The sequence below is a fragment of the Candidimonas nitroreducens genome, assembly GCF_002209565.1.
GTDB lineage: Bacteria > Pseudomonadota > Gammaproteobacteria > Burkholderiales > Burkholderiaceae_B > Candidimonas > Candidimonas nitroreducens.
The window spans coordinates 628,402-641,324 of sequence record NZ_NJIH01000003.1 but is presented as its reverse complement, the minus strand read 5'-3'; the positions used below and the strand labels follow the sequence as shown (position 1 = coordinate 641,324).

Sequence of the window (12,923 nt, the reverse complement as noted above, 5' to 3'; positions counted from 1 at the left end):
GCTTCGTTAGCACGGTTTACTCCTCCGTCGTTATTAATAAGAAATTCGCTGGTCAACGGGCAGCAACGGCTCGTGTCGCCGCGGCAAGCCAAGGCTGGCGTGCGTCATAGCCACGCTCGAAGGCCGCCAACTCGCATTCGTGTGTCAAAGTGAAAGTGATCTCGTCCACACCTTGACGCAACATCTGCTTGCGCAAGGCATCGATGTCGAAACGAAGCGTGGAACCATCGCCGCACCGTATGTCCTGGTTCGGAAGATCGATTTCGAGTTCCTGCTCCGGATGCGCCTGCGCCGCGTGCATGATGCGTTCAACCTCTACGGCTGGCAGCTGGACAGGGAGCAAGCCATTCTTGAAGGCATTACCGAAGAAGATATCCCCGAAGCTGGGCGCCAGGACGGCGCGGATTCCCGAATCGACCAAAGCCCAGACGGCACTCTCTCGAGAAGAGCCACAAGCGAAATTCGCTCCGGCCACGATCAGTTCAGCCCCCGAAAACTCGGGCCGATTCATAGGAAACTCGGGCCGCTTCCGTCCGCTCTCGTATCGCAGGTCATGAAATAGCTGCTCCGAGAAACCGGCCGAACGCGTTCTCGACAGGAACCGGCCCGGAACGATCTGGTCGGTGTCGCAGTTGCTGATATCCAGCGGGACGACTCTGGAGCGGACGATGTTGAATGGTTTCATGGCAATTCCCGGGGATCGATGAGTCGGCCGGCTACCGCGCAGGCCGCAGCGGTCTCCGGGCTGGCAAGATGGGTGCGCACGTTCTTGCCTTGCCGTCCCACAAAGTTGCGATTGGTTGTCGAAACGACGCGCTGGCCGGGCTGTGCAACATCTCCGTTGGTGCCGGAGCACATAGAACATGCAGACTCGCGCCACTGCACCCCGGCCTCGGTCAGAATCCTTGCGACGCCCTCTTGCTCGGCCTGTCTTTTTACCTGCGTTGACCCGGGAACAACCATCGTGGGCACACGCACCCGCCTGCCCTGCAATACGCCCGCGGCCGCACGTAGATCCTCTATGCGGGCGTTCGTGCACGACCCGATGAATACCCTGTCTATAGCCACCGTCTCCAGGGCTTGTCTCGGGCTCAGGCCCATGTATGCGAGCGAATCGCGGGCCGCCGCCCGGCGCACGGGGTCACTGAAACTGTCGGGATCCGGCACGCTGCCGGCCGCGGCCGCAGCATCTTGCGGACTGGTTCCCCAGGTCAGCATAGGTACGACGGCCGAAGCATCCAGACGCACCTCCCGGTCGAACACGGCATCGGCGTCGGTATGCAAGGTACGCCAGTCTTGCACCGCCTCGTCGAAGTCGTCGGAGGGCGCATAGCGCCGCCCGCGCAAATACGCGAACGTCAAATCGTCGGGCGCGATCATTCCTGCGCGGGCTCCGGCCTCGATCGACATATTGCACAAGGTCATTCGCCCTTCCATGCTCAGGCCTCGTATGGCACTGCCGGCATACTCGAGGACATGGCCGCCCGCTCCATTGGCCCCGATGTGGCAAATGATGTGCAGGATCAGATCTTTCGCCGTCACGAACCGGGGCAAAGTTCCAGCGACATCGATGCGAAACGATTTCGGCTTGATCTGCCAGAGCGCTTGCGTCGCCAGCACATGAGCGACCTCGGAGGTTCCGACGCCGAATGCTAGCGCTCCAAACGCGCCGTGCGTTGCGGTATGGCTGTCGCCGCAGACAATTACGAGACCGGGCAAGGTAATACCCTGTTCCGGCCCTACGACGTGCACGATGCCTTGTCTTTCGTCCCCAAGAGGAAAGATGGGGAAATTGAATTGCCTGGCGTTGCGGTTCAATGCCAACACCATCTCTTGCTTCTCGGCCGCTACGTCGCTCAGGATTCGGGTTTCCGTGGGGACGTAGTGATCGGGAGTGGCGAACGTGCGATCTGGCCTGCGCAAGTTCAATCCGTGATCATAGAGCTGCTGGAAGGCGTTGCGGGAGCCGTCATGAACCAGGTGGCGCCCGACGTGCAGGAGGGTGGCGCCATCTCTTTCGAGAATCACATGGCGCTGCCAGACCTTGTCGAACAAAGTAAGAGGGGAAGCAGTTTTCATAGGACTTTGACGGCAGTGATCAGCATGATTAAAGATCATAACAGAATAATATTATAATGTTTCGATTGGCAGATTACAATGCATCCCCATGAACGAAACCTTCCAGCAAGAAAAACTCGTCAAGACACCAGGCACCGCTCTGCACCGGCAGCTGTACCTGGTCTTGCGCGAGCAGATCATGCTCGGCGTGTATGCGCCGGGCGCGCTCCTGCCGAACGAGGATGAGCTGTGCGGTTACTTTGGCGTGTCGAAAATCACGGTGCGCCGAGCGCTGTCGGATCTGAAGCAACAGGGGCTCGTCGAAAGGCAACAGGGTAGGGGCACCTTCGTCAGCACCAAGCTTCCGGACGCGCACCCATTCCACGCGACCAACTTTCTTGAAGCAATCAAGGAAAGGGGCCGCGAGACCCAGGTTCATGTCCTGGACATAAAGACGGCGATCCCCCCCGGCGCCGTGGCATTGCAGATGCAGATGCACAGCGGGGAACAGGCGATCTACGCTGCGCGGCTACGCCACGTACAAGAAGTTCCGCTCATGGTGACGGAAGCTTGGGTGCCTATTGCCCTAGGCAAGACCGTGACCCTCGCGCGCCTCAAGCGCAAGCCGCTGTATCAAATCCTTATCGACCAAGGCGTTGAGTTCGGACGCGTCATCGAAGAAATCACGGCGGTGTCGGCCAATCCGCAGTTCTCCAAGCTGCTTCAGGCCGAGGTCGGAGCCCCGCTCCTGCGGGTAACCCGGCTCGTCTACGATCGACAAGAGCGGCCGGTGGAGCACCTGACCATTCATGCCAATCCAGAACGCAGCCGCGTATTGCTGAATTTGCCATCGTCGGAAATGCAGCAAAGCATTTCCAGCCGGATCGTGCACGACCGCTCAATCGCCTGAAGCCCGCCCTCATGAAGTGTGTTCGAGGCCAGGCCCCTTTGGCCGGGCCCGTCGCACCCGCACGCCCACACGCTTTTCCCGGCCATAGACAAGAACACCGGCAGTGTGAACAAACGGCAACGGAACGGCGGGATGCCGAACGCGGGAGTAATGCCAGAGGCCGCACCCACGACCAGACATGCCGCTGCCGCAAAGGCCCATCATGGTTCAAAACAAACATTGACCTAACAGTATAATGTTATTATGATTAGCGAAACATGAGCTACGCTGGCCGATTGCGCCGCATCTTGAAAAGACCGCGTACGACTCAAGCAGCCCTCCGGCAGTCACCTCGAAGCCACTCAATACACAGAAAGGAATACTTCATGGCCCTGAAACAAATACCCGACGACGCAACCATCAAGAAGGACGGGCAAAAGGCATTCGAGTGCCTTCAATCCGGCGGCGTGGTCATCCTCCACTACGACGTTTCGTACGCCGTTCTGTGCGCTACGGACGATGCGCTGCGCAAGGTCTACGCGGCGAAGAATCGAAGCTACGACCGCGCCAGCGGCGTGAGCGGCAGCTATGAAATACACCGTAAGGTGCATGTCCTGCCAGAAGAAAAAAAGGAAATGATCCGAATCATTGTGCAGGAGTATGACCTGCCGCTATCGGTCATCGCGCCTTTCGCGCCGGAAGACCCATTCATCGGCAAGCTCACGCCGTTCCTGCGCGGCATGGCCACGCGCGACGGAACTGTCAACTTTCTCATGAACGCCGGCAAGCTTCGCGACGAGATTGCAAAGCTCAGCTGGGAACACCAGTTCCCCATCATCGGGTCATCGGCCAACGCGTCGCTCAAGGGCACCAAATACCGGGTCGAAGACATCGAACCCGAGGTTCTGGCCGCCGCTGACTTGATCATCGACTACGGGCCCTCGAAGCACATCCAGACGCGCAGCCTGTCCAGCACGCAGATCGACTTTCGCGACTTCAAAGTCGTTCGATTCGGCATCTGCTACGACCAAATCGCCGCCGTACTGCGCGATCGCTTCGACATACAGCTTCCGGCTGATCCGTATCGGGCCAAAGCAGGCTGAGCAACGATGAACCTCCATGACCGAAATCGGGAAATGAACAATCCGGCCGGACTCAGGCAATTGCTCCAGCGCCGGGAACTGCTGGTTGCTCCCGGCGCTTACGACGCCATCTCTGCACGCACCATCGAACAATCCGGGTTCGAGGCCGTCTACATGACCGGCTCGGGGACGTCAGCCGCTCGAGGCTTTCCCGATTTCGGCCTGGTCACGATGACCGAAATGGCGGAAAACGCCGGTGTGATCGCGCGCTCGGTGTCGATTCCGCTGATAGCCGACGCGGATACCGGCTATGGAAACGAACTGAATGTCACCCGAACTGTTCGCGAATACGAGGCCAGAGGTGTCGCCGGCCTGCACATCGAAGATCAAGTGTCGCCCAAGCGCTGCGGACACCTGGATGGGAAGGAAATTGTCTCGCGCGAGGAATTCTTGTCAAAAATCCGGGCGGCGGTTCAGGCCCGGCGGGATCCTGACTTTTTAGTGATCGCGCGAACCGACTCGCGTGCCACGCATGGGCTCGACGAAGCCATTGGGCGGGCCAATGACGCCATCGCTGCCGGCGCCGACATGGCATTCGTGGAAGCGCCTGCGAATATCGACGAGATGGCCGCCATACCCCGACGCGTGCAGGGGCCGTGCATGCTCAACATCGTTCCAGGCGGCAAGACGCCCGTGATAAGCCTCGATGAGGTTCAAGCCATGGGATACCGCCTGGCAATCCTGCCAGGCATATTGCTCCGATCCGCCATCGCGACATTCGATCGGGTACTTGCAGATCTGGCTCATACCCGGCTACCGAAGGCGGCGGCCGGGCAAGATTCTGTACTGAAAGGCTTTCAACGCTTTGGTGCCGACGAGTGGAACGCACTGCGCCGTTCCGCGGATCGGGACTGAAGCTCCGCTACCAGAGGAATCGGGGAAAGAGGCAGACATGGGTGTAATCGGCAGCGGCGGCACCGCGAAGAGCCTGCGCCGTATCGAACGCTGGATGGAGTCGCGCGGTGAATCCATTGCCCTGGTGTTGCGTCACCAGGGCCAGCTTTTGCTGCGGATCGGCCCATGCGATCGACCGGTACCGGTCAATTCAGTACGGAAATCGCTGCTCGGAGCCCTGTACGGAATCGCCGTCCGGAATGGCGACATCGACGTCAACATAACCCTTGGCGACGCCGATTTCGACGAGGCGCCCGGCCTGACCGGGCACGAGAAGACAGCCAGGCTCTGGGATCTGCTCTGCTCCCGTTCCGGGATCTTTCTACCCGCCCCGCCCCAACCCGCACAGCCCGACTATCCTTCGCTGCGCAGCCGGCCGCAACACCATCACTGGCTGCACGAACCCCGCCCGGCCCGAGGGAAATTCCAGCCGGGAGCGAAGTGGTTCTATAACAATTGGGACTTCAACGTTGCCGGCCTTCTATTCGAACAATTGACCGGCAAGAGCGTCTTCCTGGCGTTCGAGCGCCTGATCGCCCGGCCGACGCGCATGAGACATTTCGACCCGTTTTCCCACGGCAGATACTTGTATCGGCGCGACTACCTCGGCGCCACGCCCCGCGCGCCGTATTACCAGTTCTCACTGTCCGCCGACGACCAGGCGACTTTCGGCCAGCTCTATCTGGATCACGGCCTGTTCGAATGCAGCAGCATCATCCCTTCCGATTGGGTAGAACAAACCACGCGGCCCATCTCCAAGACCGGCCTCACCGGCATGTTTTCCCACTATGGCTGCATGTGGTGGGTGGAAGCGTCGAGTGGCCGGCCGGCTGCTTTTACCGCCTTCGGAGCACGCGGCCATTTCATCGGCGTCCTTCCCGATATTCGGGTCGTCATCGTACTGCAATGCGTCGCACCCGAAGCGGCTCAATACGTCACAGAAGACGACTACGAAGAACTCGTAACACTGATCCGCCACGCACTCACAACCTAGCAATCGAGGAACCCATGCGCAAAATCTTGCTGCTTTCCCTTCTTGTCCCATTGATGCTGTTCGGGGCGGCTCGCGCCGACGAGCAGTATCCAGTACGGCCAATCAACTTCGTGGTTCCATTCCCCGCCGGGGGAGCGACCGACCTTGCGGCGCGTACGCTAGCCAAACACCTTACGAAGAATCTCGGGGTCTCCGTCGTCGTCCAGAACAAGGCAGGCGCCTCTGGGGTCGTAGGCACCCAGTTCGTCGCCCATGCAAAACCAGACGGGTATACATTGCTGCTCGGCGCCTCCGGCACGCTGGCAACCAACCCTTGGCTATATAAAAATCTGCCGTACTCGCCCGAGCGATCTTTCGAGCCTGTCGGGGTATTCTCGGAGAGCCCGCTCGTGCTGGTTGTCGGGAAGAGTCACGGCTTCCGGAGTCTCAAGCAGTTACTGGACTACACCCGCGAACATCCCGGCAAGATCAATTTCGGGACTGCAGGGCCTGGAAGCGCCATGAACCTGACCAGCCAGCTGCTGCAGCGAATCACCAAGACCAAGATGACCCAAGTGCCCTTCAAGGGTGCGGCAGATGCCATGACGGCACTACTGTCTGGCACTATTGATCTGATGTTCGACTATGCCGTTACCGTCACGCCTCAGGTTCATAGCGGTTCTATCGCAGCCCTGGCCACGACCGCCAAAAGCCGCCTGAGCAGGCTTCCGAACGTCCCCACTTTCACAGAGCTGGGTTACCCGGACATCAGCTTGAGAGCGTGGTTCGGGCTGCTCGTGCCTGCGGGCACGCCGCACAATGTAGTAGCCAGGCTCGAGACCGCGCTGCAAAAGACACTGAGCGATCCGGAATTCAAAGCACCGATCGAAAGCCAAGGCTCTGTCGCGGTGGAAGGGGTCACGGGCCGCGCTTTCGCAGACTTCATCAAATCGGAAAAACAGCGCTGGAAAGATCTGATCAAAGCCGCCGGTATCGTCCCACAATAGAAAATCCCCCGCTCAGGCGCCCCGTGCGCGCCTGGCACAACATACACCATGGATTCTGCAACATCTAATCCAGGTGCAAATGGGCTTGCTGCGAAATCTTGCGGAACTTTTGCGTGTCTTTCGCCATGAGATCCGCCAATGCCTGCGGATTTTCATATTCCGGCACGAAACCAGAGCCTTCCATTTTCGCGGGCAGCGTGGGCGATTGGACGGCCTGCTCGATAGCCGCGGTAAGCTTCTGAATGACGGGCTGCGGCGTGCCGGCCGGCGCGAAAATAGCCTGGCGCCATGTGGCGTCGTAGCCCTTCAGACCGCTTTCGCTTACGGTGGGAACATTCGGAAAGCGCGGATCCCGGCGTGCCCCGGTCGAGGCGATGGGCTTGAGCCGCCCGGCGTCAATATACGACTTGAGCTCCGTCATATGGATACAGTCCGCACGCCCCGCGATAACATCTTGCACCGCGGGCGCATTGCCCTTGTAGGGCACGAATAGCTGATTGATGCCTGCCATGGAGCCCAGCAGCGCGCCGCTGAAATGGTTGCCGCTGCCCACACCCGCTGTGGCAACCACGGGCCTGCCGTCGTGTTCTTTGCCATACTTGATCAGGCCGGCAAGATCATTGAACGGCACATTGACATTGCACGCAATGATGGTCGGGTACCAGAACACCTGGGCAACAGGCGCAAAGTCCTTGACGGCATCGTAATTCAGCTTGCGTGATGCGGCGGGCAGCAAAGCGTTGGTAATGGAATTTCCATACAACAGCGTGTAGCCGTCGGGCTTGGCCGAAGCCACGTAGGCTGCGCCGATGCGCCCGCCTCCGCCCCCCTTGTTCTCTACGATGACGGGCACGCCCAGTTCTTTGCCCAGCAGGTCGCCAATGACCCGGGCGCCAAGATCCGTGCTGCCGCCGGCTGCGGCGGGGACGACCAGGCGTATGGATCTGTCCGGATAAGTTCCGGCTGCTGCACAAGTAGCGGCCAGGCATGCCACCACGCCGGCGGCAAGATTGAATAGGGACTTCATGATTGCTTTGCCCTCCTTTCGGTGGTGTATACGCGATTATCTACGCATCGGCAGAAAGTCTTTCTTCGGCATCGAACGTCATCTTGATGCGCGAATAAGCCTCTATGGTTTCCTGCCCGAAGCGGCGTTTGACCTCATCGCCGATATGGCTGGCGAACGATACGGTATCGTTCATTTTTTTGGGCCCCTGGATAATCACAAACAGATGCGCCGGCTTGTTTCCCTTGTTCTTGAACGCGCGCATCACCCGCGTGGGCACGGCCAGCACATCGTAGGCCTCGGCCTGCACACTGCATTCTCTATCGAAGCCGGTGGCGAACTCCCATTCGCCGTCCAGCACGAAAAACGATTCCTGCGTGTCGGAATGGGCATGCGGCGGCGGGCCGTCATCGCCTCCGACACACTTGGCGATGGAAAGATACAGCCCTTGCGGCCCATACATGGGCGCCGTACGCGAGCGCCCCACGTGCCCTTCGGGAACGATGAGCGGGAAAACCGATCCTGCCGACAGCATCTCGGTGGCTTCGGGCGGAATGCCGGCCGTGGCGCTCAGCGAGCTTTTATAGGGAACCAGAGTCGCAAAGCGAGCCACGCGCGCGGCCAGGTCTGCAGCGGCGCCGCTATCGTGCGAAGGCGGCTCGATGCTTAGTTGCAAGGCCTGTAGGGCCGCCTTGCTGACGGCCTCGGGCACAGTAGCTGCTTCGAACTTTGCGCCGTAGTCGCCCTGCTCCACAATGTTCAGCACCATGACCGCGCGCGCGGCTGTACCTGCTTTTGCGTGCAGACTGTGACGCACGTCCGCCGGGATCGACAGCATATCGAAGCGGCCAAGCGTCATCGACAGGCTCAAATCTGGGCCGTAGACGATTTCCAGGCTGCCATCCAGGCACAGAATATTCTCGAACGCGCCGGGGTTGCGATAGACCATCGAACGCGCGCCTGCCGGCAAGTCCAGCATACCCGTGCAGGCACTGTCCGGGGCGGGCAGTTTGGCCCGCGCAAACCGCCCTTGTACGGCGGCGCCGGCCATGATGGGAGTGAGCTTTCCGCCCCAAAGCGCCTGTACCGCGCTGGCATGCGCAAGCGCGGGAACCTGACCGCCCGCCTCGTAGTCGGGAAAGCGGGCAAACCTTTCTTGCATCTGTTGTGGCCCCAGGGTTCCGGGCCGGATTCCGTTGTCGTCCATATATGCCTTCTTTATTACTGCATTTCCCACCGCAGCTGTGACCAAGTAATTTCCGCGGCACAGCCATACTCATGGGTACGTCCGGCGGGGCCGCATTCCCCCCAGCCTTGCCACGTGTAGCGTCCGGCAGTCCAGGGAGCGCCCATTATCCATACGGCAAGGGCCCAGCCGCCATAGCTACGGGCCGATGACGCCATCGACGCACAGGCATGGCGTGCGCCCCGCCGCCAATGCTCTAATCCACCCCGATCCTATATTTCGTGGGCGCTCTCCATCAATGGCGGAGCCAGCCACAATCGCTCAGGCCAGACTGGCGCATGCCCACGGTCGGGTGAAGAATGCCGGGAATAAAGCAAAATGCCGCAGCACACTCCAATTGCCAGCCACCTTGACCCGGCCCAGCCCGGAATACACAGATTCAGCCTGCAGCGAGACGGCCACGAGATACCAGTGACGGCCTGGGTGCCCGAAGGCCGCGCGCACGGCCTGGTTCTGGCCTGCCACGGAGGCAGCGGCCACAAGGAATCGGGCGCCATTCTGGCCATAGTCGATCAGTTGCTGCCGCGCGGCTATGTCGTCGCGGCGCCCGACGGCCCGGTACACGGCCAGCGCCGCGCCGATGGCTCGCTGGATCCGATACGTGCCAAGAACGATTTCCGCGCCGCATGGCGCCAGGGCAAAGGGCGCTTCGACATCGCCGCCGACTTCGTATGCCTGCTGGACGCGCTGCAACAGCAAGAAGACTGGGCTGCGCTACCCGTGGGGTACATCGGTGTCTCCATGGGCACGGCATACGGCCTGCCGCTACTGGCCAGCGAAGCACGCATCAAGGCGGCAGCCATCGGGCTGTGGTCTACCACCTACGCAGCCAGCGAGCACCTGGAAGCGCAGGCGCGGCAAATCAGCTGCCCGGTGTGGTTCACGCAACAATGGAATGACGAAGCCTTCGACCACCCCGGCACGCACGCATTATTCGACGCCATCGGCTCGGCCGACAAGCGCCTGGTCGCCTACCCCGGCCCGCATAAAGAACTGGAAGGCGAGCGCCTGTCAGACGCCGTCGAGTTCCTGGTGCAGAAACTGCAGGCGGCATAGACGGTCAGTCATAGACACTGCCGGGCTGCAGCGTACGGCCCACGTCGCGCAATTGGGCACGCAGCCAGGCATGCGCGGCGGCGTGATGCCATCTCTCGTGCCACAACATGCTTACATCGACACTGCTAACTTCGAAAGGCAACGGCAAAGTCTGCAACGACAGCGAACCGGTAGTCGTCATCGCGATACGTTCCGGCACTACGGCCAGCAAGTCCGTCCTGGCCACAATCGAAGCCGACGACCGCATGCTCGACAGATGCAGGGCCACCTTTCGATAGGCGCCGCGGCGCCTGAGCGCCTCGTCGACCATGAGCTCGAGCGTTGGGTGGCTAAGGGGCGGTGCTCCCCATACGACATGCGTCGCTTCGATGAACTGCTCGAAGGACAGCGAACCGCGGATCACCGGATGCGCGCTGCTTGCGATGCAGACCAGCCGCTGGGAATACAACGCGGCTTGATAGAGATCCTGGGCGGGCTTCTGCACAAACCCCAGAATCAAATCCACCTCGCCATTCCGCAAAAACTCGGACGCGCGCAAGATGTCGCCCACCCCGACCGTCAACCGCAAATTCGGGGCGGTGGCGCGTACCAGCTCCATCAGCCGCGGCAGCAGCACCGCGGTCACGCCTTCGGACGCCATGATCTGATAATGGCCGCTGCTGGTGGCGGGGTCGAAAGTATCGGCCATGCGCTCGGCGCCCGACAGCAGCTCGATCGCATCCTGCGCCCGCCGCGCCAGTTCCTGGGCGCGCGGCGTGGGCTCCAGGCCGGACGTAGTCTTGATAAGCAGCGGATCGCCGAACAACTCGCGCAAGCGTGACAAAGCCGCGGACATGGCCGGCTGGCCGATACCCATTTTCTCGGCAGCACGGGTCACATGGCACTCTGACACCAAGGCCACGAGATATCGAAGATGCTGTGCGGTCAGATCCTTGGTGTTGTTCATAGCATCGCCAGCTAATGAGCTAAGGTAATTCCGGCGATTTTGATTATATGGGCATAGACTGCTATGTCTGAACGTAGCTGCACCGCGGTTGGAAATAAGCCTCCCCCTGTCGAACCCCATCAGAAAAAAGCAACAAAGGCTGGCCCAAAAAACACCGACAGGCGCATCCGTCGATCCCAGGCAAATCATGTTGAATCAGGCAAGCCTTTTCGGCCATTAAGTAAGCAGTCATCAAATTCGGAAAACGCGCATCGCGCCTACCCTGTCGCGCAGTAAGAACGGGCTTACGGAGGTTCTCCCCCAAGCCCAGCAAACAAGAAAATTACGCACGGCTACAGTGTTCGGCGCTTCCGAACATGCCATTCCAATAATGTGGATTGTTAGTCTTCTCTATGCCTCTCACAATGTGTTCTCTCATATCACAAGGACACAGCGGTGCACGACGACCTCATCCTTAAACTCAAAGAAGCAGGCCCTCTTTCGGGATATCGAGTCCTTGAGTTGGGGTCAACGGCGTCAGGGCCGTTCTGTGCCCGCCTTCTTGCCGATTTTGGGGCAGAAGTGATCAAGGTCGAGGCAAAAAGCGGCGACACCATCCGTGGCCTAGGGCAAACCGTGGACGGGAAATCTCTATATGCCGCAACTATTGCCCGCAACAAGCAAATCATTTCCCTCAACTTACGAGTTCCAGAAGGCCGCGAAGTACTCAGAAAACTCATATCTAGGTTTGACGTGGTCGTAGAGAACTTTCGCCCTGGAGTTTTGGAGAAATGGGGACTGTCATACGATGACTTGAAAGTGCTCCGGCCGGATATCGTGATGACACGCATAAGCGGCTATGGGCAAACCGGCCCGTATTCTGGAAAACCAGGATACGGAGTCATCGGCGAGGCGATGAGTGGCCTGAGGCATATGATCGGAGACCCGGATCGCCCCCCCTCCCGAGTCGCGATTCCCCTTACCGATTACATCGCCGGCCTCTATGCAGCACTCGGGACAATGCTGGCACTACTGACGCGAGAAAAAACGGGCCAAGGCCAATGCGTGGATGTCAGCCTGCTGGAATCGGCTTTCAGTTTCATGGAATCCTACGTTCCCACATACGATAAAACTCAAAAAACAGGTATGCGATCGGGATCGCGCCTGCCGGATAGTGCGCCCAACACGCTATTCCCGACGGCTGACGGCAATTACATTCACATTGCGGCTTTTGCCGATTCGATATTCCGGCGACTCGCCGGAGCCATGGGGCAACCTGGCCTCGGAACCGATGATCGATTTTCCAGCCAAGCAGCCCGCAACCAGAATGAGGCCGAATTGGAGGCTTTGATCAGGGCATGGACATCAACGCATGCCCTAGCACAAGTGCAGGCAGCGCTGGATGCAGCAGAGGTGCCTGCGACCCGCATTTTTACCATGGCAGACATTTTCGCCGATGAACACTTCCAAGCACGGGATATGCTTGTCCGCACACCTGACGACGATCTGGGCGAAGTGACTTTGGCAGGCGTGGTGCCGCGCATGTCCCTGACGCCCGGCCACATCAAATGGGCAGGGCGGCGGATTGGCCAAGACACTAGGGTAGTGCTGCAAAGCATGGCTGGGCTCACTGACCAAGAAATGGAGAAACTGGAAGAGAGCGGTGCGATAAGTTGCGATCCGCAACGCTTCGCGCCTGCGTAAATGACGTTATGCATCCAAGACCT

12 protein-coding genes are annotated in these 12,923 nt (G+C 59.9%); 7 read left to right on the top strand and 5 right to left on the bottom strand.

Going from position 1 to position 12,923, the window contains the following annotated elements:
- Positions 1-52: 52 nt before the first annotated feature.
- Complete coding sequence (gene leuD / locus CEY11_RS06585) at positions 53-685, bottom strand: 3-isopropylmalate dehydratase small subunit (protein ID WP_088602541.1); 633 nt, start codon at positions 683-685, stop codon at positions 53-55.
- Positions 682-2,079, bottom strand: a complete 1,398-nt coding sequence (gene leuC, locus CEY11_RS06580; RefSeq protein ID WP_088602540.1) for a 3-isopropylmalate dehydratase large subunit — start codon at positions 2,077-2,079, stop codon at positions 682-684. The genes leuD and leuC overlap by 4 nt, the downstream gene beginning before the upstream one ends.
- 88 nt (positions 2,080-2,167) lie before the next feature.
- Here leuC and CEY11_RS06575 point away from each other — a divergent pair, with 88 nt between their 5' ends.
- The 5 genes from CEY11_RS06575 (at position 2,168) to CEY11_RS06555 (ending at position 6,963) form a co-directional block, all read left to right on the top strand.
- Complete coding sequence (locus tag CEY11_RS06575; RefSeq protein WP_088602539.1) at positions 2,168-2,968, top strand: GntR family transcriptional regulator; 801 nt, start codon at positions 2,168-2,170, stop codon at positions 2,966-2,968.
- A gap of 365 nt (positions 2,969-3,333) precedes the next feature.
- Positions 3,334-4,050 (top strand): Sua5/YciO/YrdC/YwlC family protein, encoded by a 717-nt coding sequence (locus CEY11_RS06570; protein ID WP_158215212.1) that lies wholly within the window; start codon positions 3,334-3,336, stop codon positions 4,048-4,050.
- Positions 4,051-4,083: 33 nt separating this feature from the next.
- Positions 4,084-4,944 (top strand): isocitrate lyase/PEP mutase family protein, encoded by an 861-nt coding sequence (locus CEY11_RS06565; RefSeq protein ID WP_088602537.1) that lies wholly within the window; start codon positions 4,084-4,086, stop codon positions 4,942-4,944.
- A 37-nt stretch (positions 4,945-4,981) separates the two neighbouring features.
- Complete coding sequence (locus CEY11_RS06560; protein WP_088602536.1) at positions 4,982-5,977, top strand: serine hydrolase domain-containing protein; 996 nt, start codon at positions 4,982-4,984, stop codon at positions 5,975-5,977.
- 14 nt (positions 5,978-5,991) lie between these two features.
- A complete protein-coding gene (locus CEY11_RS06555) occupies positions 5,992-6,963 on the top strand; it encodes a Bug family tripartite tricarboxylate transporter substrate binding protein (RefSeq protein WP_158215211.1) in 972 nt (323 codons plus the stop codon).
- Positions 6,964-7,027: 64 nt separating this feature from the next.
- Here CEY11_RS06555 and CEY11_RS06550 read toward each other — a convergent pair whose 3' ends face one another.
- Both CEY11_RS06550 and CEY11_RS06545 read right to left on the bottom strand, forming a co-directional pair.
- The gene (locus CEY11_RS06550; protein WP_088602534.1) at positions 7,028-7,990 is read right to left on the bottom strand and encodes a Bug family tripartite tricarboxylate transporter substrate binding protein; all 963 of its coding nucleotides are present in this window, start codon (positions 7,988-7,990) and stop codon (positions 7,028-7,030) included.
- A 40-nt stretch (positions 7,991-8,030) separates the two neighbouring features.
- Positions 8,031-9,176, bottom strand: coding sequence for a cupin domain-containing protein (locus CEY11_RS06545; RefSeq protein ID WP_088602533.1), 1,146 nt, complete (start codon positions 9,174-9,176; stop codon positions 8,031-8,033).
- Positions 9,177-9,533: 357 nt separating this feature from the next.
- On the opposite strand from CEY11_RS06545, the gene CEY11_RS06540 reads away from it, so the two are divergent.
- Positions 9,534-10,271, top strand: a complete 738-nt coding sequence (locus tag CEY11_RS06540) for an alpha/beta hydrolase (RefSeq protein ID WP_088602532.1) — start codon at positions 9,534-9,536, stop codon at positions 10,269-10,271.
- Positions 10,272-10,275: 4 nt separating this feature from the next.
- Here CEY11_RS06540 and CEY11_RS06535 read toward each other — a convergent pair whose 3' ends face one another.
- The gene (locus CEY11_RS06535; protein WP_158215210.1) at positions 10,276-11,217 is read right to left on the bottom strand and encodes a LysR family transcriptional regulator; all 942 of its coding nucleotides are present in this window, start codon (positions 11,215-11,217) and stop codon (positions 10,276-10,278) included.
- 435 nt (positions 11,218-11,652) lie between these two features.
- Between CEY11_RS06535 and CEY11_RS06530 the strand changes: the two genes are divergently transcribed.
- Positions 11,653-12,900 carry a CaiB/BaiF CoA transferase family protein gene (locus CEY11_RS06530; RefSeq protein ID WP_198958841.1) on the top strand — a complete coding sequence of 416 codons (1,248 nt, stop codon included), beginning with the start codon at positions 11,653-11,655 and terminating at the stop codon, positions 12,898-12,900.
- Positions 12,901-12,923 lie beyond the last annotated feature (23 nt).